The following is a 22,305-nucleotide window of genomic DNA, read 5'->3' on the forward strand; positions in this document are numbered from 1 at the left end:
GGTGCAGCGGACCCTTTTCGCGGCCCGATCATTTCTCGCTCCGAACGAGATGTATTCCCAGGTCAAGCAGGGTGCCGCAGCTCAGGAACGCGATCGGCTGAGTGTCGAACCCCATGCGTTTGTCACAACGAACACGTATTTCGGCCGGTTTCCGGCCAGTTACTGGCAGCGCTGTACCGAGGTCACTGAGGTCGTCATCGAGGCGGTCGTCACCGGCTCCGGCAGGCTGGTCGTCACCGCTTCGGACATCTGGGGCCATGTACGCGGCGTGGACGCCTACACCGCGTCCGGTGCGTCGGCCGAAACCGTGCGGCTGACCGCGAAGATCGACCGGTTCACCGACGGTGGCGCGCTGTGGCTCGACATCGAGACCAAGGACGAACCGCTCGTCGTCGAGCACGTCCGCTGGTCCGTGGTCGCGCCGAGCGCCCTGCGTCCGGTTTCGATCGCGATCTGCACCCACAACCGCGCCGACTACTGCCTGGACACGCTCACCGAACTGGCCGAGGACCCCGACGCGCTCGGCGCCGTGGCCGCGGTGCACGTCACCGACCAGGGCAACGACGCGGTGGAGTCCAGGGACCGCTTCGAGCCGGTCAAGCAGGCCATGGGCGGGAAACTGCGCTACGTCCGCCAGCCCAACCTCGGCGGCGCGGGCGGGTTCACCCGCGGCATGTACGAGATCGTCCAGGGCGAACGCGGTGCCGAGTCCTACGTGCTGCTCATGGACGACGACGTCAAGCTCGAGTCCGACACCGTCGTGCGTCTGATGGCGCTGGCCAACTGCGCGATCCAGCCGATCCTCGTCGGCGGGCAGAGCCTGCAGGAGCTGCACCCCGACCGGCTGTGGGTCGACGCCGAGGTCGCGGACCTGCCGAAGCTGAAGCCAGGGCTCACCCCGAGCGAGGAGTCGATGTCCGGCCGCTCGATGGTCAAGCACGCCCAGGAACTGCGCCGGGACGCGACGCACAACGCCTGGTGGTGCTGCCTGATCCCGGCCGAGGTCGTGGCGAAGATCGGGTACCCGCTGCCGGTGTTCTTCCAGTGGGACGACATCGAGTACGGGCTGCGCGCGCGTGCCGCGGGCTTCACCACGTTCACGCTGCCCGGGGCGGGTGTCTGGCACCAGGACCTGCACTGGAAGGACTGGGACGACTGGTCCCGCTACTTCCACTTCCGCAACAGCCTGATCGTCGCCGCGCTGCACGGCGCGTTCACCCCCACGGGGACCGCGAGCCTGCTCGCGAAGGAGTTCGCAGAGACACTCGCCGCGATGCAGTACGGCCTCGCGGCGACGATGATCAAGGCCGTCGAGGACTTCCTGCGCGGCCCCGAGGTGCTTTCCGACGGTGGCGCCGAAATCGTGCCGCTCGTGCGGAAACTACGCGCCGAGTACGCGGAGACCGAGACGCTGCGGCCGGCCTCGGTCGCCGTCCCGGCGGCCGAGATGCCGATCGTGGTGCCCGAGCCCAAGCCGTCGTTGCCCACGCTGGTGCTGGTGAAGCGGCTGTTCGACCAGTTCCGCAACTCCCAGGAGCACGGCGCCGCGATCCGGTCGCACAACCAGCACTGGTGGCACGTGTCGCGGTTCCGCACCGCGGTCGTCACCGACTCGGCACAGACCGGGATGCGGGTGCGCAAGTTCGACCGCGAACTCATGCTGCGGCTCGGCCGCGAGGGTGTCCGCACCTTGTGGCGCCTGCGCCGGGAGGGCGAAGCGGTGGCCCGTCAGTGGAACGCGGCACAGCCGCGGCTGGTCAGCAAGCAGAACTGGGAGCGGCTGTTCGAGGTGGACAAGCAGGCGGGCAACTGACCCGAGCGAGGGTGCGCACAACGTGGTCCGCACCCTCGCGCCGGACGGTTCCTACAGGTACTGCCCGGTGCCGCTGATGCCAGGGGCCGGGCCGTCGCCGCGGGCCGCCGACGCGCCGGGCGGCAGGCCGCGGCGCATCTGCTCCAGCTGCACCCGTGCGGCCATCTGCTGCGCGAACAGCGCGGTCTGGATGCCGTGGAAGAGCCCCTCGAGCCAGCCGACGAGCTGGGCCTGCGCGATCCGCAGTTCGGCGTCCGACGGGGTGCTTCCGTCGGTGAACGGGCGCACCAGGCGCTCCAGTTCGCTCTGCAGTTCCGGTGCGAGCGCCTGCTCGAGCTCCTTGACCGAGGTCTGGTGGATCTCGCGCAGCCGTTCGCGGCTCGCGTCGTCCAGTGGTGCGGCGCGGACCTCCTCCAGCAGCTGCTTGATCATGGTGCCGATCCGCATCACCTTCGCCGGCTCTTCGACGAGGTCGCCGACCGACTCCTGGTGGTCTTCCTCACCAGGGGAGATGCGCGCCGTGCCCACGGGGGAACCGTCCGGGCCGACGACCACCACGTGCTGCGGCTGCTCGTCGGACTGCGGGTTGAGGTTGTTCGGCTGGGTCATTGCTCCATCCTGGCGTGGTCGGCTGTGCCATTGTTCCGCCATCGAGCCTAGCGTTCCCCGGCGCGCGAGGGCGTACGCTCCTCGGACCCCGAACGCGCAGCGAAACTACCCCTCCGTACGGTGTCCACATGGCGTTCGACGTCGCTCGAATTCGTGGGTTGTTTCCCGCGCTGGGTGACGGCTGGATCCACTTCGACGGCCCTGCCGGAATGCTGGTACCCGAACAGGTGGCCTCCGCCGTGTCCACGGCTATGCGCGCCCCGGTCTCCGGACCGGGTGGCGCGTTTCCGGCATCCCAGCGGGCGGAGAGCATTGTCACCGCCGCCCGCCGTGCCGTCGCCGACCTCGTCGGCACGGATCCGGCCGGGGTGGTGCTGGGGTCCAGTGCTGCCGTACTGCTGCGCCGCCTTGTCGACGCGATGTCCGAACGGTGGCAGCTCGGCGACGAGGTCGTCGTGTCCAGACTGGACGAGCAGGCCAACATCGCGCCGTGGCAGCACGCGGCCAAACGCGTCGGCGCGATCGTGCGCTGGGGCGAGATCGACATCGAGACGTGCGAACTGCCCGCGTGGCAGTACGAGAACCTCGTCGGCGCGCGCACCAAGGCGGTCGCGATCACCGCGGCGTCCGGTTCGGTGGGCACGCGGCCGGACGTGCCGACCGTCGTGGAGTTCGCCAAACGGGTCGGCGCCACGGTCGTCGTGGACGCCAGCTACGCCGCGCCGTTCATCCCGCTCGACCTGCCGGAACTGGGCGCCGACGTGATCGTGGTGTCCGCGCAGGCCTGGGGTGGCCCCGCCGTCGGCGCGCTGGCGTTCCGCGACCCGGAGATGCTGGAGCGGCTGCCTTCGGCGTCGCTGGACCCCGGCGCGCGCGGCCCGGCGCGCCTCGAACTGGGGCCGCACGCGTACCCGCTGCTCGCTGGGCTCATCGCGTCGATCGACTACCTGGCGGGCCTCGACGACGCCGCCACCGGTTCGCGTCGTGAGCGGCTGGTCACCTCGCTCGGTTCGGCGAAGTCCTACCACGCCGGGCTGCTCGCCCAGCTCAGCACGGAACTGCGCTCGCTGCCGCACGTGATGCTGATCGGCGACGCCATGCGCCGCATCCCCGCGCTCGCGTTCGCGATCGCGAACAAGAAGGCGCCCGAGATCGCCGATTTCCTCGCGTCGCAGGGACTGTGCGCGTTCGCCGACGAGGGCACCAGCGGTGTGTTCGCCGCGCTCGGAGTGGGCGAGGTCGGCGGGGCCGTCCGCATCGGCCTCGCCCACTACTCGAACGTCTTCGAGCTCAACCAGCTGGTGCGGGTGCTGGAAGAGCTGCGCTAGCCTGGCGCGCTTCGCGCTGCTGCTACACCGTGAGCAGGATCTTGCCGAACACGCCGCCCTCGTCCAGCGCGCGGTGCGCGTTGCCCGCCTCGGCCATGGGGATCGCCTGACCCACCACCGGCTGGATGGTGCCCTGCGCGACCAGCGGCCACAGTCGTTCGCGCACGTCCGCCACGATGCGGCCCTTGTCCTCGACGGGACGCGCGCGCAGTGTCGTGCCGGAGACGCTGGCGCGCTTGCCCATCAGCTTGCCGATGTTCAGCTCGCCCTTGCTGCCGCCCTGCATACCGATGATCGCGACCCGGCCGCCGGTGGCCAGCGCGTCGATGTTGCGGTCCAAATAGGACGCGCCCATGTTGTCGAGGATGACGTCGGCGCCCTTGGTCTCCTTCTTCAGTTCCTCGACGAAATCCTGCTCGCGGTAGTTGATCGCGATGTCCGCGCCGAGCTGCCTGCACCGCTCCAGCCGCTCCGCCGAACCCGCGGTCACGGCCACGGTCGCGCCCAGCGCCTTGCCGACCTGGATGGCGTGGGTGCCGATGCCGCCGGCGCCGCCGTGCACCAGCAGCACGTCGCCCTCGGACAGGCCCGCGTCCATCACGACGTTGGACCACACCGTGCAGGCGACTTCGGGCAGCGCCGCGGCGGGCACCAGCCCGACCTCGCCGGGCACCGGCAGCAACTGCACGGCGGGCACCACGACCTTCTCGGCGTAGCCGCCGCCGGCGAGCAGCGCGCACACCTCGTCGCCGACGGCCCAGCCCTCGACATCCTCACCGAGTTCGGCGATCGTGCCGGAGCATTCGAGCCCGAGGATCTCGCTCGCGCCACGCGGTGGCGGATAGAAGCCCTGGCGTTGCAGCAGGTCAGCACGGTTGACGGCGCTCGCAGCGACGTTGACGAGTACCTCGCCCTTACCCGGTCGCGGGTCGGGCACCTCGGTCCACTCCAGGTTCTCCGGGCCGCCGGACTCGCGGATCGTGATCGCACGCATGGGCCCGACCCTATATCCCGGCTAGCCGAGGGTCCGCGCGCCGAAGGTGTCGCAGCGGGCGGGGTCGCCGGTGGTGAAACCGGTGTTGAACCATTTTTCCCGCTGTGCGGAGGTGCCGTGGGTGAACTGCGAGGTGTCGACGTGTCCGCTGCCGAGGTTCTGCTGGATGTAGTCGTCGCCGATGCGGGACGCGGTGTCCAGCGCGCGCTTGACGTCGTCCTGGGTGACGTCGGTGATCAGCGGTTTGCCACTGCTCGACGGCGTGGTCGTGGCGTGGTTGCCCCACACCCCGGCGTAGCAGTCGGCCTGCAGTTCGAGACGGACCGAGCCGGACATGGGCCCGGTGTCGTTGCCGACGCGGCGTGAGGTGCCGAGGAGGTCCTGCACGTGGTGGCCGTACTCGTGGGCGAGCACGTAGGCCTCGGTGAACGGGCCGCCCTGGGCGCCGAAGCGCTGCTGGAGCTCGGTGAAGAAGGACAGGTCGATGTAGACCTCGGAGTCGGCGGGGCAGTAGAACGGGCCGGTGTCGGAGGTCGCGCTGCCGCAGCCGGTGCGCACGCCACCGTTGAAGAAGTTGGTGGTGGCCTTGCGGTAGGTCTTGCCGGAGCGGGCGAACTGGTCGGTCCAGTAGTCCTGGATCGAGTTGATCATCGCGACGACGGCGCAGTCGTGGTTGCGGTTGGCGTCGGCACCGGTGCGGCATGCCGAGGCGAGCGAGCCGTTGCTGACCTGCTGGCCGGAGCCGAGCTGGGTGAGCCCGGAGGCGCCGCTCGGTGTGCTCACGCCGCCGAGCTGGCTGAGCACGAAGTAGATGACGAGCCCGACCACGCCGAGCCCGCCGCCGCCGAGCAGAACCCGGCCACCCACACCGCCGCCCCCGCCGCGGAGGTCGGAGACCTCGGAAGCGTCGAGCCCGGCGTCGTCATCGAACCTCATAGGTCCGGAAGGGTACTTACGGCGCCGTTCGTCACGGCTATCCGGCTTGCGTAGCAGAAAAAGGACCTGGGTGCGGCGATCGCAGGAGCCGCACCCAGGTTCACCGAGGTTGTCTTGGTGATGGCGGTTGGCTGCCTCTCAGGCCGACGAGCCGCACTGCCGGTGCGGACACGGAGACCGCGCCGAAACAGGCGAGAACTTCGCCGTTGATGCGCGAGAGGTTCGAGCGCATTGGATTGACACCCGTGCTGCTCACAGTCTCGACCGAATTGGCTTCAACACACTCCGGCCGTGGGTACACAGCGGACAGTCAACCGCGAGGGATTATTCGCCATTGAACCACCTACCCTCTCCCGGCGGTGGTACCACGAGGTGCTCCGGGGTGTGCGCCTCCGACGCGGTACCGGTCCTCCGATAACACCAAGGATGCGCCTTTCCGTAGCAAGTCTCAACCGTTCCGTTATCCCTCTTCCGGGGACAATCGCGCAGCGGTCCCCCGGCGGGGGCATACGCGGCGCGGCTAGTCTCGGTCCATGAGTGACGTGCGGTGGCTGACCCCGCAGGAGATGCTCGCCTGGCGGTCCTACATCGTGTCCACCATGAGCCTGCGCCAGCGGCTGCACCGCGAACTCAGCGAGGCGCACGGAATCTCGCTCATCGACTACGAGGTCCTGGTGGTCCTCGACTCCGAGTCCGACAAGCGGATGCGGATGTCGGAGCTGGCGGCGTTGCTGGGGTCGACCAAGAGCAGGCTGTCGCACCAGGTCGGCAGGATGGAGGAGGCCGGCGTCCTGCGGCGCGTGCCCGATCCCGAGGACAAGCGCGGTGTGGTGGCCGAGCTGACCGGCGCGGGGGAGGCCGTGCTGAAGGAAGCGGCGCCGACGCACGTCGAGGGCGTGCGGGCGCACCTGATCGACCTGCTGAGCCCGGAGGAGCAGCGGGTGATGGGGCAGGCCTTCTCGCGGGTGCTCGAACACCTGAATCGGCTCGGTGACTGACGGGCTACCCTGAGCCTGTACCGGGAAGCGTGGCAGAGCGGCCGAATGCACTCGCCTTGAAAGCGAGCGTCGGGAAACCGACCGGGGGTTCAAATCCCTCCGCTTCCGCTTGGTTGACCAGGGCATACGGCGGGTCGGGCATCTTTGACCGACGCTCCGGCAGGTGTCCTGGTCTCATTTGCGGTCTCATTTGCCGTCAGGGTTGCGGCGGCCCCGTTCGGGCACGGAGGCCGACGCGTTGCGAGGTGGTCCCCGTCTGTTCCGCCGCGCGGCGTTGTCTTCATGGTGTCTCTTCCGCGCTCGGCGATCGAGGGCACCGGCTGGGTTCAGCGGGTCGGAGGTACCGCAGTTCATCCGCGACCGAGGCATCCAGTTCCCACCGTTCGGTCCCGACCACCTCATCAACTCGCTACGGAACCTCGTCGGCCTTACCCAGGGGTAACGGAGAATTCCCAAGCGCCGCAACGGAATCCGTGGCCGATGATCGCCGCTGCCGACCGGAATTGGTGCCATCTCGGGGAAAAGTGTCACAAGTCGACTTCATGATCACGTTCCGTCGTTAGCCAGGACGGGTGAAGTGCAATTTGCTGTCCTAAACCCGCAGCACGTATGTCGGTATGCGGTAGGCTCGCCGCGCCGAGATCGCTCCCAGCGTCGGGACGGCTCAACCGCATAGCCCGAATGCGCGTTTCGGCTCCCTGTTGCTGCCCTGAGACGGGAAGGACCCATGTCCGAATCGCCAGTAACCGGCGTGCCCGCTGGAGAGCCGGACGCGGTTCGCCAGGCGCGGTCGCACCTGCTGCGCATCGTCGCCGTCGTCGTCGCGATCGTGGCGGCGCTGGGGGCCGCCGGTGTCGTGCTCAGCCTTGTCGGACCAGCGTCCTGGACCATGTTCGTCTCGCTCGGCGTCGCGGTGGCCTGCGTCGCCGTCGTGGTGATCGCCGCGATCCGTGCCGACGACGCCGTGCGCGGGTTCGCGTTCGCCCCGCCGCCGCAACCGTTTTCGCCGATACCGGCGCCGGATCCGGTGGCGCGGGACGCCGTCTTCGGCGACGACGCCGGGCAGCGGCGCGAGGTGTTCGGCAAGCTCGCGCGGCGCCTGCAGTCACTGGTCAACCGCGCGATCCAGCGCGTGGACGCGCTCGAACGCGACATCGAGGATCCGGATCTGCTGCGCGGCCTCTACGAGGTCGACCACCTCGCCACGCGCGTACGCCGCCAGGCCGAGAACCTCGCGGTGCTCGGCGGCGGCACCCCGCAGCGCCGGTCGAACGCGCCGGTGCCCGTGTACGCCGTGCTGCGGTCGGCGGTCGCGGAAATCGAGCACTACAAGCAGATCAGCATCGTTCCCATCGAGGACGTCAGCCTGCACGGGCACGTCGTCGCCGAGGTCATCCACCTGCTCGCGGAACTGCTCGAGAACGCCACCACCTTCACCGCGCCCGACGCGCCGAAGGTCGTGCTGCGCGCGCAGAAGGTCACCGCGGGTCTCGCGATCGAGGTGCAGGACCGCGGGCTCGGCATGACCCCGGACGACCTCGAGGGCATCAACCGGCTGCTGGCCGGCGCCGCCGAGATCGACCTGGGCGAACTGTTCCAGGACGGCCGCATCGGTATCGCCGTCGTCAAGGAACTCGCGCAGCGCCACGGCATCCGGGTTCGCCTGCAGACCAACATCTTCGGTGGCATCGACGCCGCCGTCGTCCTGCCGCACAACCTGATCGGCGACACGAACGCGGTGGTGGAGCGCCCGACCCCCGCTCCGCGGCCCGCGCCGCCCGCCGAACCGGTGCGGCTGGAAGCACCAACGTCACAGTTGCCGCAGCTGCCGACGCGCGAACCGGGCCACGCCTACACTCCGGCCCCGGTCGCCGTCGACGACTCCACGGACTGGGGGGCCGTGGACGAAACGGCCCGACCACCCTTGCCGCAGCGCCGCGGCTCCCATTTGCGGCCCGAACTGCTGGAACCGCCGGCCGCGACCCGCCCCCTGCCTGGCCACAACACCAATTTGATGGCAACCGTTCAGAAGGGGCTCGACCGCGGCCGAGAAGAGGAGCGGAACGAGCCCGGCACCGCGCAAGGAGAGTCGCCCCTATGGCCGAAGATCTGACCTGGCTGCTGAGCCGACTGTCCGAGAAGGTCCCTGGCACACGCAGTGCGGTCCTGCTGTCGGCGGACGGGATCGCGAAATCGTGGCACGGACTCGACCAGGACGGCGCCGAGACGCTCGCGGCGATGGCCAGCGGCCTGTGCTCGCTGTCGCAGCAGGTCGGCACCCGGTTCAGCGGTGGGGAAGGCGTTCGCCAGGTCCTCGCCGAACTCGGCGACATCATCCTGTTCGTGACCGCCGCGAGCGTCGGCACCGTGCTCGCGGTGCTCGCCAGCCGCGAGGTCGACGCGGGCATCCTGAGCTACGAGATGGGCAGGCTCAGCACGCAGATCCCGGCCTACCTCGCAACCCCCGCGCGTCAGCAGGCGGCGGTCAACGGGAACTGGTGAGATGACCAGCCCCGAAGAGGAGCAGGAGGCCGTAGAACTATGGGAGCGCCCGTACACGGTGACAGGCGGGCGCACACATCCCAGCAGGTCGCTCGACCTCATGTCGCTCGTGCGGGCCACCGGCCGCGCCAAGGTGCCGGTGGACCGTCTTGGCCGCGAGCACGCTCAGGCGCTGCGACTGTGCACCCGCACGGTGTCGGTCGCCGAGGTCGCGGCGCATCTCAAACAACCCGTGATCGTCACGAAGGTGCTGCTGTCCGACCTGATCGAATCGGGTGCGGTAGCCACCAGATCCCCCGCCACCGTGGACACCTCCGACCCGGTCCGACTGAAGGCGTTGCTTGATGGTCTCCGACGGCTCTGAAGAATTCCCGATCCAGTTCAAGATCCTGATCGCCGGCGGGTTCGGCGTCGGCAAGACGACGTTCGTCGGTGCGGTGAGCGAGATCCCGCCGCTGACCACCGAGGAACGGCTGACCACCGCGAGCATCGGTACCGACAGCGTCGCCGGTGTCGAGGGCAAGACGACCACGACGGTCGCGATGGACTTCGGGCGCATCACGCTCACCGAGCAGAACATGATCCTGTATCTGTTCGGAACGCCCGGGCAGCACCGGTTCTGGTTCATGTGGGACGAGCTTTCCCGCGGCGCGCTCGGCGCGGTCGTGCTCGCCGACACCCGCCGCCTGCAGGACTGCTTCGCCGCGATCGAGTTCTTCGAGCGGCGCCGGATCCGGTTCTTGGTCGCCATCAACGAGTTCGACGGCGCGTACCGGTACCAGCCGGGCGAACTGCGGGCGGCGCTGGACCTCAAACCACACGTGCCGCTCCTCCGGTGCGACGCCCGCGTCGGCCGTTCCGCGACCGACGTGCTGGTCACGCTCGTCGAGCACGTGGCGTCGCTGTTCGTCACCCAGCATGAAAGCGCTTTCCAAGCCGATCCGATACGGAGCTAGCCATGACCTACTACCCGCTCGAGGACCGTCTCATGCTCGCGCCGCTGGACCCGGAGGTGCAGCAGCGGATCGCACGGCTGCGCGCGCTGGGCATCGGCACGCGTCCGGACCAGGAGTTCGACGAGTTCGCCGCGCGGCTGGCGCACATCACCGGCGCGCCGTACGCGATGGTCAACTTCATCGACGACCGCGAACAGTACTTCGCCGGTCTGTACACGCCGTCCAGCGAGAAGACCGGGGTGGCGCTGGAGGGCGCGCAGGAGTCGGTCGGCAGGGAGATGGGGCTGGACCACGGTTTCTGCCCGCACGTCGTGGTGCGCCGCAAGGCATTGGTGCTCGACGACGTGTGCGACTACCCGCGGTTCGCGGGCAACCCGGTGATCGACAAACTGGGCATCCGGTCCTACCTCGGCGCCCCGCTGATCGACCGTACGGGCACCGCGCTGGGCACGATCTGCGTGGTGGCCACCGAACCGCGGCCGTGGGGCCGGCCGGGCCTGGAGACCATCAAGGCGATGGCGGGCGAGCTGACGGAACTGATTCACCAGCGGGAGCAGTGACGGCCGAGGCCGGGCGCAGTGCGCTTCCGCCGTCCTTGAGTTTGCCCGACAACCGTTGCGACCACTGGCGTTTCGTCGAACCCAGCGCCGCCTCGGCCAGCCGTAGCCGCTGCACGTCAGAGGTGCCCGCGGGCGAGTAGATGTGGTAGGCGTCGCGGACGTAGCGTTCGACGTGCCGGTCGGAGTGCAAGCCTTCCGCGGCGTGTATCTCCATCGCGGTACGTGCAGTGTCCAAAGAGGACTCCACGTTGACGAGCTTGGCGTTCATCAGCTCGGTGTCACACGGCAGGCCCTCGTCCAGCAGATGCGCGGCGTGGTAGGCGACCAGCCGTGCGGTCATCAGCTGGGACTGCATCTGGCCCAGTTTCTGCCTGATGGTGGGAAGTTCGCTCAGCGGTTTGCCGTAACGTCGTTGTCCGGTCGCGAACTTGACGGTCTCTTCGACGATGGCCTGGTGGATGCCGAGCGCGACAGCCGTGAGGTTGGGGCGGCCGTAGAGCACGCTCGAGGAGTAGGCGACGGACAGGCCGTCGCCCTCTTCGCCCAGCAGATTGTCCGCGGGCACACGGCAATCGTCGAAGATGAGCTCCCCGAAGCTGAACCCGTGCAGCCCCATCGTGGCCCGCTGCTCGCCGAGCGACAGTCCCGGACTTGTTGACTCCACGAGGAAGGCGGACAGCCCGCTCGATCCCGGCCCGGTGCGCACGACAACGCCGTGCAGGTCTCCGACGTGACTGTTGCCGACGAAAACCTTGCTGCCGTTGAGGATGTAGCTCTCACCCTCGCGTCGCGCCGAGGCGGACATGCCGAGTACGTGGCCACCGGAACCCGGTTCGGTGACGGCGATCGTCGGCAGGCAGTCGCCGGACGAGATCACGGGCAGCCACTTGTTCTGCTGCTTTTCGCTGCCGAAGTGGAGAATCTTCGCCACGCCGAGCTGAGAAGCCTGCACCATCGCGCCCATCGCGCCGCTGACCCGTGAAAGCTCCTCGATGACAATGGTTTTGGCGAGATGGCCGAGCCCCATGCCGCCGTACTCGGCACCGATGGTCACGCCGATCCAACCCTGCTTGGCGATCAGCCTGGAAAGTCCATAGTGGACTTTCGGCGACGACTCGAGCTCGTCGATCCGAGGCCGGACCTCCGTCTCGGCGAAATCGCGAACCTGCGCACGGAGCTGATCGTGTTTCGCTGTCGTGAAATAACCGTCGGATTGGGGTGCGAGGTTCACTCTGTGCTCCCGTTTGTCCCGTCGCCGCCCCTGTGCGGTCGCCTGGCTACTGCCCGCGTTGCACGAACGACTTTCGCACAGGCACAGACTGTAAGGTACCGCCTACTTAGTGACCCCAGCGCGGTCCACCCCTTGCTCGGCAACGGTTTTCGCTACGAACCGTAATGCATCCACTTCCGCAAGGGGCCAGCTACCGGCAAAACTCGTTGACTGGGGCAGGAAGCGTGACAATCAACACCAAACCGCCACAAGCCAGGGCTGATGTGCATGGCAGGGCCAAAGAAACCAGCACATTCCGCCATGTGGCGGTAGCAGGCCGCCGCTGTCGTGTCCACAAAGGACCTGGATCAGCGATCACGTCGCTTGCCGGTCGTCGACCTTCCGCCACAGCAGTGCGACTCCGTGCCCCGGCAGCAGCCACGACTGCACGGCGAGGTCGGGCAGGTCCTCCGCCTTGATCCACTTCGTGCTGGTGGTGTTGGAGCGGAACGTGAACGGTGCGATGTTGAACTGGAACGTGCCGGTGCCGTCGATGTCGAGTTCCTTGACCGCGAACGTGATCCGGTCGACGTAACAGGGATAGGGCGCCTGCCAGTAGCTGAACCCGTCGTCGATGTTCTGCAGCGCGGTCGCCCGCACCGACAGGCTCTCGATCGCGCTGACCGTGTGGTCGTCACCGGCGATGTCGCTCAGATCGCATTCGAAGATGCGCAGATCGCCCATGTGCTGGCGCGGATTCTGCCGCGGCAGCGGGCCCATGTCCTCACGGAAGAAGGACAGGTAGTCCGCCCACTGCTGGAACTTCACCTCGCGCAACCGCAGCTTCGCCGACTCCGCCTCGTGGTGCCCGCCCTCGTGGTCGAGGTAGTCGATGCGCAGCTGTACCGACGGCAGCATGTCGTCGACCGAACTCTGGAACAACTCGGGATCCGGCACGAACCACAGCTCGAACAGAGGCAGCTGACAGCCCGAACTGATGGAGTCACGCAGCAGCGCGTTGCAGGTCGCGAACACGATGAACCGGTCCACGTGCACGTTCTTCTTGAAGCTGTACGTCACGCTCGTGGTGAGGTGGTACAGCTCGCGATCGACCGCACGCAGTTCGAGGTGCACCTCGGTGTGCGTGCTGATCGTCAGGTCACCGCCCAGCGGCCGCCGTCCCTCACCGCCGAGCACGCCGATCATCACGTCCCGGTTGGCCTGGTTCGATCCGTAGATCGAGTCCAGCAGCACTTCGAGAACCTGGTGCGGCAGCAACGCCTCCACGATCCTCGGCCCGGAGATCCGCGTCAGCTCGGCGGCCAGCCAGCGCCGCATGAACAGTTCGTACGCGCCGAGCAGCCCGCCGCCGAGCAACAGGACGGGGAAGGTCAGTTCGAGCAGCCGGTGCAGCGCGTGCGGCCAGCCGGAAGGCGGATTCCACAGTACGACCACGAGCAGTGCGGCGAGGCCGGATGCGAACAACAGCGTGGCCAGTCGCCGGACGCGGCGGCGCAGTTCAGGAGGGCGTGCGTCATCGCCGAGCCGCACATCGTCCCCAGCACTCACTGCCTCTCCGCCCGGTCGTAAGACCATGATCTACGGAAAGGGGAGGAACGGGAAGAGCCGTTCGGTCTACTCTGCCGGTTGTTACCGGTCAGTCCGGCGAACGCGGCTTGGTGGCCGGCCGAGCGGATCGGTGCGTCAGCGGTCTCGCCAGCGCGGTTCGTCCTCCCATGCGAAGGTGTTCAGTTCCGCCCGCTCGCCGGCGGCGGTGCCTGCCTGTGTGGCCAGGTCGTTGTACAGCCCGAGCAGATGCGTGGTCATCGCCGTGCGCGCGCCGCCCTCGTCGCGACGCTTGAGGAACCACGCCACCTGGTTGTGGTCGTTGGCGGACCGGTTGTGCAGTTCGGCGCTGCCGTAACTGTTGCGCCGGTATCCGCGCAGCTTGGGAACCAGCGACCGGTACAGCTGTTCGAGCAGTTCGTTGTGGCTCGCCTTGACCACCGCGGCATGGAACTCCTCATCGGTCTGGAGCAGTTCCTCTTTGTCCTCGGTGGACGCGCCCTGGTGCTCACGTGCGCGTTTGGCGATCTCGTCCAGCTCACCGTCGTCGGCTCGTAGCGCGGCAAGACTCGCCGCCGTGGCTTCCAGCGCGATCCGGACCTCCATCAGGTCCGAATCGCTGATCCGGCTGTCGATCACCAACGACTCGTCGCGGTCGGACACGCTCGTGGAGCGGACGTACCAGCCCCGTCCGCGCATGACCTCGACGATGCCCTGCAACTGCAGGCGTTGCAGTGCCGTGCGCAGCGAACTGCGGGCGACGGCCATTTTCTGCGCGAGCTCGGGCTCGGTGGGCAGGCGATCGCCTGCCTTGAAGTGACCACTGTCGATCAGCTGCCGGATCTTGTCCTCGATCAGCTGCGGCAGTGGTTTGCGGGTATTCGGGGAGAGCGCCCAGCTCTCGTCATTGATCATCAGCCTCATCCACGAGCTAGCTCTACCAGGGCCCCGAGCTTCCAACGAGGTTAGCAAGGACGGACAGCAGACGCAAGTTGTCTGTCAGCAGGTTGTTACTTGACAGACAACAGACTGCCAGGCGAGGCTAAGGGTGCCGGTGCGGCGGGGCTCGGACCACCCGTCCGGTCGTCGCCTCGGCCGACCAAGGAGGTGTTCATGTTGAGCTCGCAGAATCTGCTAGTCATCATCTTCCTGGTAGCACTCGTGGTGACCATGATCGGTTGGCGCACGGTGCTGGTGATGACCGTGACGGCGGGGGTCGCCCTCGCCGTGCTCGGGTTCGTTCAAGTTGTTTCACTGCTCGGCGTGGGCGTGTAATAGGTGGTAACGCCCATCCGGGGGCATGCGATTGATCTGTTGTCAGACATGCCCCCGGCGAGGTGTCCGCGACCGACTTGGTTGTAGCGTTTGCGCGGTCAAAGAGGTCGCCTCTCCTCCTAGTCCGGAAGCCGCGCGCAGGATGAACCTCAGATCTGACTGGCCAGACGCGACGGCGGTGCACGCCGCACTCGCTCCGACGAGCACTCTGCTCGCCGAACGCCGGACCTTGTACCACCTGGCCTTCGAGATCTTCACCGAACAGAGCCAGGAACGTCGTGCCGAGCGGCTGGACAATCCGCTGTTCCGGTACCGGATCGGCGAGGCGCTCGCCGGCCGGACCCTGTTCGCCGCGACACCGCCGGACGATCTCGTCGGCATGACCACCGAGCTGACCGCGGGGGACGCCGGCCTCCGGTTGGTCAGCAGCGCCGACGCGAACGACCGTTTCGCGCACGCGATGCGGGTGATCCACGCACAGAGCGGCGGGCCGGGTGCGCCACCGCGGCTGCTCACCGAGGCCGACGGCGAAGCGTTCGCGCGGGCGCGTGGCATGGCCGAGGCCGGTCTGCGCAAGGCGTACGAAGTCAGTCCACGACTCGCCGAGGATCTGCTGCCGCACACGAGCCTGCTCGCGATTCTCGATCCCGCGACCAGTGGCGGCCTCGTCTCCGCGTCCTCGCGCCTGTTTCCCGGGCTCATCCTGATCGACCAGCCCTCGTGTGCGTACGACGTCGCCGAGGCCCTGGTGCACGAAGGGGCGCACCAAAAGTTTTTTGATCTTGCGATCACGCACGATTTCCTCGGCGCGGATCTGTCGAAAGACCGGATCTTCCACCCGTCGTGGTCTGGTGCGAGCTGGCCGGTCGAGCAGGTCATCGCCGCTTTTCACGCCTATGCGTGCATGGCGCAGTTCGGCGAGGAGGTGCTCGCGCGCGGCGAGGCCGGGCAACTCGGGCCCACGTCGTTGTTGTTGTCGGCGCGCGAGCGTGAGGCCGAGATCGGTGAATGGCTGCTCGGCGCCGAGGACGCGCTCGAACGCGACGCGCGGTGGTTTCTGCGGACGTTCCTGCGCGAGGAAACGGATTCGCCGCGGCCGGAGCGAGCCGAGTTGTCCGACCTCGAAGCCCGGTACGCGCTCGCGCCGCTCGTGCGGGTGGCCCAAATGGCGGCAGGTGAGCGAGTGCTGCTCGCCCGGCTGGACGAAGGCGGTCAGCCGCCGCAGCTGCACTGGCTTCGTGGTCAGGCCGTCGAAATCGTCGAGCAACTCAGCGCGGCGCCGCGGTCACTCAAAGACCTGGGAGCGGATCATGCGGACGCACTTGCCCGGCTCCTTGAATCTTCATTGGTCCTGCCGGTATCCGAGAAAGTTACCGATTCGGAAAAGTGAGTGCAGATGGCTCCCGGTGCGAAGTCGTCCCGAATGGGTCATTCTTATCGTGACGGGTGACATACGGGCCCTCGGATGCCTTGACATTCGCGGACCGTTTAGCATATCGGCGAACAGCCGATGAGGACTGCCCATTCGCGTCCTAATCGGACCCGTCCGCCCTTCTCGCAAAGGAGCCTCATGGACAATCGGCGCAGAACCGACGTCCGGACCGGCCACTCGGTTGCGCATCAACCTTCAGCCGACATTAACACGCAGATCGTGCCGCTCGGCCGTGAGCTTTACGGTCAGCCGATCACTCGCGTGGATTTCTTCCGGCGAATGCCCACCGGCGGTGGGACGGCTTACTTCAAGCCGGTTCCGGCTGAGGACTGAGGTTCCGCCAGCGCGCGGCATCGTGTGGTTCACGTTGCCGCGCTCCTCAACGCGCCCCGGTCGCCAGCTCCTCGCAGCTGCGCAGCACGACGGCGGCGGCGCGTCGCTCGCTTTCCCCGAATTCCGGGCTTTCCGCCCAGCCGCGCCATCGGCGCAACATCTCCAGCACCGCGGGGCGAACGTCTCCCTCGCCCACACCGAGTCGTTCGGCCGGTTCGGTGCCGTGACCTCCCACCAGTCTTTCCGCCTCCGCCAGCAGATCCGGTGACAGCCGCATCCGTCCGCCGCGCAGCGCGGCCAGCAGCCGCAGTTCGCGGAACTCGTGCGCCGACGCCAGGATCCGGTCCAGTCCCTCGGCCAGCGGCGCCGCGGCGGGCCGCGGTTCCATTCGCAGCACCACGTCCAGGCCGAGTAACGCCGAACGCGTCTTGAGCGCAGCCTGCCGCGACGTGAAGTTCCGTTCGATCGCCTGCCGCAGATCAGCGAGTCCGGTGCGTGGGACGAGTTCCCCGGCCAGCGCGGCGGGCGTGTTCGCGCCGCGGCGGATCAACGTGAGCGCCAGCCGGACCCCGAACATGCCGAAGCGGTCGAGCAACGGGCCCCGCATCTCGCCGTCCCGCAGCAGGAACCGGTCCGCCGACAGCAACTGCGGTTCGAGGTCTTCGCGCGGTGTCGCGGCCAGTGCGGCGAGCGCGTCGAACTCGGCGTCGGCCAGTGTGCGTGCCGCGCAGGCCACCAGTCCCGACACCGGCACCACGTCCTGGCACAGCTCCCGAACCTCCGGCTCCCGCCGGTACCGCCGTGCCACCTGGCGCGCCGAGATCAGCGCATCGGGCCGTCCGCCGGCCAGTTCGTCGGCACGGGAGAGCACGACGATGGCATTCACCGCCGCGGCGCGGGCGATCGGATGGTCCCGCAACGTGTGCAGGAACCCCAGGTCCGCGTTGTGCGGATGCCGCACCAGGTACAGCACCGCGTCCGCTTCCATGCAGATGTTCTCGACGGTGTTCGGTGCGGCGCCGGGCTCGATCGCCGGCGTGTCGAGCAGTGTCGGCTCATGCCGCGGCTGGCCGATCCACGCCATACCCGCCTGCTCGTCGGCGACGTTCTCGCCCGCGATCGCCCGCACCAACGTCGATTTCCCGGTCTCGCTGGCACCGACGACCGCGAGCCGCAGCGGATCGCCGAACCGGTCGAGGTGGCGCTGCAGCCAGCCGACCGCCCGTGGGCTGTCCTGATACGTCTCCAGAGCCTGCCCCAGCAGGGCCCTGGTGGCCGGGGCGAGATTCACGCGGTCAGCCCTCGCGGCACCGGCTGCTGACGCGGGGACAGCGCACTCGCGCGCTGCCGCAGCAGCGTCAGTTCTTCCAGTCCGCGCCGGATTTCGTGGGCACGCGCGGTTTTCTCGGCGGCGTCGGTGTCGATGCCCTGTTTGATCGTTTTGGCCGCTTCGGTGATTTCGGCGCGCAGTTCGTCGGCCACCGAGGACAGCCGGTCGCGCAGCGCGCGGTGGATCTGGCGCGCGGTGTCCTTGCTGTGCTTGCCATAGGTGAGAAAGAAGTCGTCGACATAGCGGTGCGCGGCCGTTTTCGCGGCCGCCTGCCTGCGCTTGAGCCGGTTTCCCCGTTCCTCGAAGACGCTCTTCGCGCCGAACGCGGCGCCCGCGCCGAGCGAAATCGGGTTGATCAGCGGCAGACCCGCGATCGTGGTCGCCAGCCCGAACATCAGCAGACCGCTGTAGGAACCGCGCATCCCGACGAACAGCTTCTGCCCGACGCCGAACCGTTCGACACGGGGCATCCGCAGATCACCGACCGCGTCGGCGGGCACGTCGCGGGGCAGCGAGTCCGGCAACGCGTCCGGGCGGTGCGGCGCGACCTGGCGGCCGATCTTGCGGGCCACCCACTCGAACCGGTCGAGCAGCCATTCCGAGTTCGTTTCGGCGACCGTGGTGAGGTTCTGCCGCAGCCACTCCTCGAACTCTTCCCAGGTGCGCGCCGGATCGGCGGCGTCGAAGTACTCGTCGACCTCGACGAGGATCCGCCGCGTCCGGTCGCGCAGGTCGAACTCGACATCGGAGAGCAGATCGGACACCTCGTCCGAGAGCAGTGTCTGCCAGCGGCCGGCGTCGCGCTGCAGCCGTTCCAGCCGCCGCCCCTCGGCCTGCCAGCGGCTCATCGCCTCGCCGTTGGACGGTTGCTGGGTGGCGTTGAATTCCTCGCGCAGCGGCTCGAGCAGGGCCTCCACCGTCAGCGCGGTGAGTGCCGCGACCGAGCGGCGCGCCAGCAGATCCGCCTGACCGAGAAGATCGTTGTGCAGGCACCGGATCAGCTCGACGAAACCGGACTCCTCGTTGAGGGCCTTGTCGCCGGTGCGCGCCGCGGCCAGCCGCAGCGTCGCCGACACCGGGAGCACGCTCGCGAGCAGGCCGTGCTGTCGCAGGGCCGTGCGGACCCGTTCGGCCACCACGCGCCATCCCGGCACGAGGTCGATCTTGGTGAGCACCACGATGATCGTCGGGCACAAGCGCGCGACCTGCGCCAGCAGCCGCAGTTCGGCCGCGGTGAGATCGCTGGTGGCATCGGTCGCCATCAGCACGGCGTCCGCGGACATCGAGTCGACGGTTTCGACCGTCGCCGGGGCCGGTGTGTCCACGAGCGCGAGCCCACCGGCGAGCAGCGCGCGCGGCAGGCCGATCTCGGCACGCACGACAGGGGCGCCGGAGGTGGCTTCCCGATTGGCTTCGGCGCTGACGGATTCGACGGCGACCGGCTTGTGCCCGGGGCCTTCGATCGCGCGGCGACCACCCGTCACGACGGTGGCGGTGGGGGACTCGGCGTGCCGGACGACGGTGGGGACCACGGTGGTGCGATCGTCGCCGACCGCGCAGACCGGGGCGTTGAGCAACGCGTTGATCAGCTGGCTCTTGCCCTGACCGGACTCGCCGATCACGACGACCCGCAGTTGGCGCTCGAGCAGCCGAGATCTGCGGTCGCGTAGTCGTCGCACCAGGTCCGGGCGCCCCTGAGTGGCGCAGGCCCGGACGGCGTCATCGAGTACTTCGAGCCAGGGCGCAGCCATCACCCGCGAGAGTGTGCCTTGTTCGGTCACGAAAGGGAAACGGCGGGGTCCGTCCGAAGACGAACCCCACCGTTCTACGACCGGTGAACGGCCTGCTCGCCAGGGGGAGGTTAAGCGAGACTGTCGTTCACCACACTGGGCGCGGTCAGTGGCCGAGAGGCAGGTCGTTGTGAAGGCTGTCCAGGCCGGTGGGCTCGGGCAGCGCGGGATGCTGGATGGCGCCCGCCGCGTCGCCCAGCGGGCTGTGCGAAACGGCGTCGGTCACCGGGTTGTTGGTCACGGCCTGCTCGAGGTGAGCGCCGGCGTCGGGCAGCGGGTTCGCCACCGGAAGGTGCGGCAGCTGCGGCAGCTCCCCGGCCGGGAGGTGGGTCGGCACGTCCGACGGCAGGTCGGTGGGCAGGGCCGGGGCCGCGGGCAGCGCCGGAGCGGCGGGCAGCGCCGGAACCGCCGGAACGTCCGAGATGTGCTCGCCGGCCAGCTGAGCGCCGTGGCTCACCTGGTTGCCGAGCTCGGAACCACCAGCGGTGACCGCGTCGCCGGCCTGAGCGCCGATGCCGGTCAGGTAGCCGCCGAGGGTGGCCGAACCGCTGGTGATCTGGCTGCCGAGCAGCTCACCACCGTTGGAGACGTAGCTGGCCATGGTGCCCGCGGCCGTGTCGCTCCTGCTCAGCACGTCCGAGTCCAGGCTCTCGCCGAGGTCGCTGAGCTGACCGAAGCTCGGCGCGGCACCCGGGGTGCCGTCGGTGGCGAAGGAGTAGCTGCCCAGGGCGGAGTGGCTCTCCCCGGCGGCCGTCATGCCGTCGGCGCCGAACGAGCCCATGCCTGCGCCGGTGAACTGGCTGCCGGTGTAGGAGACCGAACCCCCGAAGCCGTCGGCGGAGCCGGTGCTCGAGGTCTCGAAGGTGCCGAGGTCCGGCGCGGCGGACTTGACGTCCGGAAGCTCCGGTGCGGACAGCGGCAGGCTGCCGAGTTCGGGCGCGGACAGCGGCAACGAGCCCAGGTTCGGAGCCGAGACGGGCAGCGAGCCGAGTTCGGGAGCCGACAGCGGCAGGTCGCCCGCCTTGGGCAGCGCGCCGAGGTCGGGCGCCGAGACGGGCAGGTCGCCGAGGCTGGGCGCGGACAGCGGCAGCGAGCCGAGGTCCGGGGCCGACAGCGGGAGCTCGCCCACCGACGGGGCGGCGGGGAGGTCGCCAAGGCCGGGCACCTGGCCGAAGCCCTCGGCGGCGGCCGGGATGGCGCTCAGGTCCGGGGTGGAGGTCGGCAGGTCACGAGCCGACAGCGGCAGGTCGTCACCGTCCGGAAGGGCACCCATCGCGGGGACCGACAGCGGCAGGGAGCCGAGGTCGGGGGCCGACAGCGGCAGCGAGCCGACGTTCGGGGCGGAGGCGGGCAGCTCGTCGGCGCGACCACCGGCGTCGGTCACGCTCGGCGCGGCGACCGGCAGGTCGGTCAGGTTCGGCGCCGACAGCGGCAGCGAGCCGACGCTGGGGGCCGAGACGGGCAGCGAGCCCAGGTTCGGGGCCGACAGCGGCAGCGAGCCGAGGTCGGGAGCCGACAGCGGCAGGTCGCCGGCCTTGGGCAGCGCGCCGAGGTCCGGAGCGGAGACGGGCAGGGAGCCCAGGTCCGGGGCGGACAGCGGCAGGGAGCCGACGTTCGGCGCGGAGACGGGCAGCGAGCCGAGGTCCGGGGCGGACAGCGGCAGCGAGCCGAGGTCCGGGGCGGACAGCGGCAGCGAGCCGACGTTCGGCGCGGACAGAGGCAGGGAGCCCAGGTCCGCGGCCGAGACCGGCAGCGAGCCGAGGTCGGGGGTCGAGGTGGGCAGCTCGCGCTCAGCGGCGTCGAAGTCCGGGGCGGATACGGGCAGCGCGTGGGCGGCCTGGGCGACGGCCTGCAGCTGGGCGATCGCACCCTGGAGGCCACCGGCACCGGCGGGCAGCGAGGCCAGCACCGACTCCAGCGCGTGCGCGGCCGGCGCGGGCGCGTAGTCGGCGACGAGCGGAGCCACCTCCTGGATGTCCTGCGGCGTGACGTCGCTCAGCCCGGCGTGCGCCAGCGCAGCGGTCGGGTCGGCGGCGAAGGCCGACTTGGCGGCGCCGTCGGTCAGCAGGTTGAGCACGAAATCGTGCAAGGTCTGGGCGGGGTGGGACACGAATACTCCGCAATTCTCGGGGGTGAAATGGGGATGGAGACATCGCCATCGATGCCGCGACACAACCTAGGGAGCGGGGGAGCCCGTGGCATCGGGGATAGGTCCCGGTCCCTGAGCCGGGGGTGGCGGTGCACCCATTAGGGGGTTAGGGGATGTGCCCCGAACGGATGCCTTTGGTACCAAAGTGCGGACCCCTAGGAGGCGACACCCGAATGCGTTACGTCCTCGGCATCGACATCGGCAGCACCCGCAGCAAAGCCGCGGTGTGTCGTCGGGCCGGGGAGTTCTGGGGCGAACCGCAGGTCGTCCTTCGCCCGATCGAGTCCGTCCTGCACGTCGCCGCGGACGGAACCGTGCTGGTCGGACCCGAGGCGCGGCGGCTGATCCGGCATGAACCGCACCGCATCGCCCGGGGATTCGCCCGGCGGGCCGGGGACGACGTGCCGTTCGTCCTTGGTGACGAACTGTACCTGCCCGAATCACTCACCGCAGTCGCCGTGGGGTGGATCGTCGACCAGGTCGCCCAGATCGAAGGCGGCGAGCCGGGCCGCATCGCCCTAACC

20 protein-coding genes, 1 tRNA gene and 1 pseudogene are annotated in these 22,305 nt (G+C 68.9%); 13 read left to right on the top strand and 9 right to left on the bottom strand.

Features of this window, described 5'->3' with window-relative positions:
- Positions 1-49 precede the first annotated feature (49 nt).
- Positions 50-1,813, top strand: a complete 1,764-nt coding sequence (locus HFP15_RS11580; protein WP_246271593.1) for a glycosyltransferase — start codon at positions 50-52, stop codon at positions 1,811-1,813.
- A gap of 51 nt (positions 1,814-1,864) precedes the next feature.
- Here the strand turns inward: HFP15_RS11580 and HFP15_RS11585 are convergent, their stop codons facing one another.
- The gene (locus HFP15_RS11585) at positions 1,865-2,422 is read right to left on the bottom strand and encodes a bacterial proteasome activator family protein (protein WP_168514487.1); all 558 of its coding nucleotides are present in this window, start codon (positions 2,420-2,422) and stop codon (positions 1,865-1,867) included.
- 128 nt (positions 2,423-2,550) lie between these two features.
- Here HFP15_RS11585 and HFP15_RS11590 point away from each other — a divergent pair, with 128 nt between their 5' ends.
- Positions 2,551-3,750 (top strand): cysteine desulfurase-like protein, encoded by a 1,200-nt coding sequence (locus HFP15_RS11590; protein ID WP_168514489.1) that lies wholly within the window; start codon positions 2,551-2,553, stop codon positions 3,748-3,750.
- A 22-nt stretch (positions 3,751-3,772) separates the two neighbouring features.
- On the opposite strand, the gene HFP15_RS11595 is transcribed toward HFP15_RS11590, so the two are convergent.
- Both HFP15_RS11595 and ypfJ read right to left on the bottom strand, forming a co-directional pair.
- Positions 3,773-4,744 (bottom strand): NAD(P)H-quinone oxidoreductase, encoded by a 972-nt coding sequence (locus HFP15_RS11595; protein ID WP_168514491.1) that lies wholly within the window; start codon positions 4,742-4,744, stop codon positions 3,773-3,775.
- Positions 4,745-4,765: 21 nt separating this feature from the next.
- Complete coding sequence (ypfJ, locus tag HFP15_RS11600; RefSeq protein WP_168514493.1) at positions 4,766-5,680, bottom strand: KPN_02809 family neutral zinc metallopeptidase; 915 nt, start codon at positions 5,678-5,680, stop codon at positions 4,766-4,768.
- A gap of 533 nt (positions 5,681-6,213) precedes the next feature.
- Here ypfJ and HFP15_RS11605 point away from each other — a divergent pair.
- From HFP15_RS11605 to HFP15_RS11635, 7 genes are all read left to right on the top strand, one after another.
- Positions 6,214-6,678, top strand: a complete 465-nt coding sequence (locus HFP15_RS11605) for a MarR family winged helix-turn-helix transcriptional regulator (RefSeq protein WP_168514495.1) — start codon at positions 6,214-6,216, stop codon at positions 6,676-6,678.
- Between the two features lie 23 nt (positions 6,679-6,701).
- A tRNA-Ser gene (locus HFP15_RS11610) sits at positions 6,702-6,786 on the top strand.
- Positions 6,787-7,405: 619 nt separating this feature from the next.
- Positions 7,406-8,791: a sensor histidine kinase gene (locus tag HFP15_RS11615; protein ID WP_168514497.1), complete on the top strand. Its 1,386-nt coding sequence runs from the start codon at positions 7,406-7,408 to the stop codon at positions 8,789-8,791.
- Positions 8,776-9,180 (top strand): roadblock/LC7 domain-containing protein, encoded by a 405-nt coding sequence (locus HFP15_RS11620; protein WP_168514499.1) that lies wholly within the window; start codon positions 8,776-8,778, stop codon positions 9,178-9,180. The genes HFP15_RS11615 and HFP15_RS11620 overlap by 16 nt, the downstream gene beginning before the upstream one ends.
- Position 9,181: 1 nt before the next feature.
- A complete protein-coding gene (locus tag HFP15_RS11625) occupies positions 9,182-9,544 on the top strand; it encodes a DUF742 domain-containing protein (RefSeq protein ID WP_168514501.1) in 363 nt (120 codons plus the stop codon).
- Positions 9,525-10,136, top strand: coding sequence for a GTP-binding protein (locus HFP15_RS11630; RefSeq protein WP_168514503.1), 612 nt, complete (start codon positions 9,525-9,527; stop codon positions 10,134-10,136). Before HFP15_RS11625 ends, HFP15_RS11630 begins: the two co-directional genes overlap by 20 nt.
- A 2-nt stretch (positions 10,137-10,138) precedes the next feature.
- A complete protein-coding gene (locus HFP15_RS11635; RefSeq protein WP_168514505.1) occupies positions 10,139-10,696 on the top strand; it encodes a GAF domain-containing protein in 558 nt (185 codons plus the stop codon).
- Here the strand turns inward: HFP15_RS11635 and HFP15_RS11640 are convergent.
- The 3 genes from HFP15_RS11640 to HFP15_RS11650 all read right to left on the bottom strand — a co-directional run bounded on the left by HFP15_RS11640 (position 10,644) and on the right by HFP15_RS11650 (position 14,387).
- Complete coding sequence (locus tag HFP15_RS11640) at positions 10,644-11,927, bottom strand: acyl-CoA dehydrogenase family protein (protein WP_168514507.1); 1,284 nt, start codon at positions 11,925-11,927, stop codon at positions 10,644-10,646. The two genes, HFP15_RS11635 and HFP15_RS11640, sit on opposite strands and share 53 nt — an antisense overlap.
- Before the next feature lie 354 nt (positions 11,928-12,281).
- Positions 12,282-13,475, bottom strand: a complete 1,194-nt coding sequence (locus HFP15_RS11645) for a hypothetical protein (RefSeq protein ID WP_312871546.1) — start codon at positions 13,473-13,475, stop codon at positions 12,282-12,284.
- A gap of 135 nt (positions 13,476-13,610) precedes the next feature.
- A complete protein-coding gene (locus HFP15_RS11650; RefSeq protein ID WP_210717042.1) occupies positions 13,611-14,387 on the bottom strand; it encodes a FadR/GntR family transcriptional regulator in 777 nt (258 codons plus the stop codon).
- A gap of 198 nt (positions 14,388-14,585) precedes the next feature.
- Between HFP15_RS11650 and HFP15_RS11655 the strand changes: the two genes are divergently transcribed.
- The 3 genes from HFP15_RS11655 (at position 14,586) to HFP15_RS11665 (ending at position 16,512) form a co-directional block, all read left to right on the top strand.
- Positions 14,586-14,747, top strand: a complete 162-nt coding sequence (locus HFP15_RS11655) for a hypothetical protein (protein WP_168513981.1) — start codon at positions 14,586-14,588, stop codon at positions 14,745-14,747.
- A 142-nt stretch (positions 14,748-14,889) separates the two neighbouring features.
- On the top strand, positions 14,890-16,137 hold the full coding sequence (locus tag HFP15_RS11660; protein ID WP_168514509.1) for an aKG-HExxH-type peptide beta-hydroxylase: 1,248 nt from the start codon (positions 14,890-14,892) through the stop codon (positions 16,135-16,137).
- 180 nt (positions 16,138-16,317) lie between these two features.
- Positions 16,318-16,512, top strand: a complete 195-nt coding sequence (locus HFP15_RS11665; RefSeq protein ID WP_168514511.1) for a hypothetical protein — start codon at positions 16,318-16,320, stop codon at positions 16,510-16,512.
- A gap of 46 nt (positions 16,513-16,558) precedes the next feature.
- Here HFP15_RS11665 and HFP15_RS11670 read toward each other — a convergent pair whose 3' ends face one another.
- The 3 genes from HFP15_RS11670 to HFP15_RS11680 all read right to left on the bottom strand — a co-directional run bounded on the left by HFP15_RS11670 (position 16,559) and on the right by HFP15_RS11680 (position 21,742).
- Positions 16,559-17,803, bottom strand: a complete 1,245-nt coding sequence (locus HFP15_RS11670; RefSeq protein WP_168514513.1) for a GTPase domain-containing protein — start codon at positions 17,801-17,803, stop codon at positions 16,559-16,561.
- Positions 17,800-19,596, bottom strand: coding sequence for a dynamin family protein (locus HFP15_RS11675; protein WP_168514515.1), 1,797 nt, complete (start codon positions 19,594-19,596; stop codon positions 17,800-17,802). Before HFP15_RS11675 ends, HFP15_RS11670 begins: the two co-directional genes overlap by 4 nt.
- A gap of 142 nt (positions 19,597-19,738) precedes the next feature.
- On the bottom strand, positions 19,739-21,742 hold the full coding sequence (locus HFP15_RS11680; protein WP_168514517.1) for an IniB N-terminal domain-containing protein: 2,004 nt from the start codon (positions 21,740-21,742) through the stop codon (positions 19,739-19,741).
- Between the two features lie 212 nt (positions 21,743-21,954).
- On the opposite strand from HFP15_RS11680, the pseudogene HFP15_RS11685 reads away from it, so the two are divergent.
- A pseudogene (locus tag HFP15_RS11685) lies at positions 21,955-22,305 on the top strand (Hsp70 family protein); the annotation flags it as partial.

This window comes from Amycolatopsis acididurans, assembly GCF_012328925.1.
In the GTDB taxonomy this organism is placed as follows: Bacteria; Actinomycetota; Actinomycetes; order Mycobacteriales; family Pseudonocardiaceae; genus Amycolatopsis_E; species Amycolatopsis_E acididurans.

Coding starts and splice junctions, on each gene's coding strand:
- HFP15_RS11580 (WP_246271593.1), top strand. CDS start 50: ATGTATTCCCAGGTCAAGCAGGGTGCCGCAGCTCAGGAACGCGATCGG.
- HFP15_RS11585 (WP_168514487.1), bottom strand. CDS start 2,422: ATGACCCAGCCGAACAACCTCAACCCGCAGTCCGACGAGCAGCCGCAG.
- HFP15_RS11590 (WP_168514489.1), top strand. CDS start 2,551: ATGGCGTTCGACGTCGCTCGAATTCGTGGGTTGTTTCCCGCGCTGGGT.
- HFP15_RS11595 (WP_168514491.1), bottom strand. CDS start 4,744: ATGCGTGCGATCACGATCCGCGAGTCCGGCGGCCCGGAGAACCTGGAG.
- ypfJ (WP_168514493.1), bottom strand. CDS start 5,680: ATGAGGTTCGATGACGACGCCGGGCTCGACGCTTCCGAGGTCTCCGAC.
- HFP15_RS11605 (WP_168514495.1), top strand. CDS start 6,214: ATGAGTGACGTGCGGTGGCTGACCCCGCAGGAGATGCTCGCCTGGCGG.
- HFP15_RS11615 (WP_168514497.1), top strand. CDS start 7,406: ATGTCCGAATCGCCAGTAACCGGCGTGCCCGCTGGAGAGCCGGACGCG.
- HFP15_RS11620 (WP_168514499.1), top strand. CDS start 8,776: ATGGCCGAAGATCTGACCTGGCTGCTGAGCCGACTGTCCGAGAAGGTC.
- HFP15_RS11625 (WP_168514501.1), top strand. CDS start 9,182: ATGACCAGCCCCGAAGAGGAGCAGGAGGCCGTAGAACTATGGGAGCGC.
- HFP15_RS11630 (WP_168514503.1), top strand. CDS start 9,525: ATGGTCTCCGACGGCTCTGAAGAATTCCCGATCCAGTTCAAGATCCTG.
- HFP15_RS11635 (WP_168514505.1), top strand. CDS start 10,139: ATGACCTACTACCCGCTCGAGGACCGTCTCATGCTCGCGCCGCTGGAC.
- HFP15_RS11650 (WP_210717042.1), bottom strand. CDS start 14,387: ATGATCAATGACGAGAGCTGGGCGCTCTCCCCGAATACCCGCAAACCA.
- HFP15_RS11655 (WP_168513981.1), top strand. CDS start 14,586: ATGTTGAGCTCGCAGAATCTGCTAGTCATCATCTTCCTGGTAGCACTC.
- HFP15_RS11660 (WP_168514509.1), top strand. CDS start 14,890: ATGAACCTCAGATCTGACTGGCCAGACGCGACGGCGGTGCACGCCGCA.
- HFP15_RS11665 (WP_168514511.1), top strand. CDS start 16,318: ATGGACAATCGGCGCAGAACCGACGTCCGGACCGGCCACTCGGTTGCG.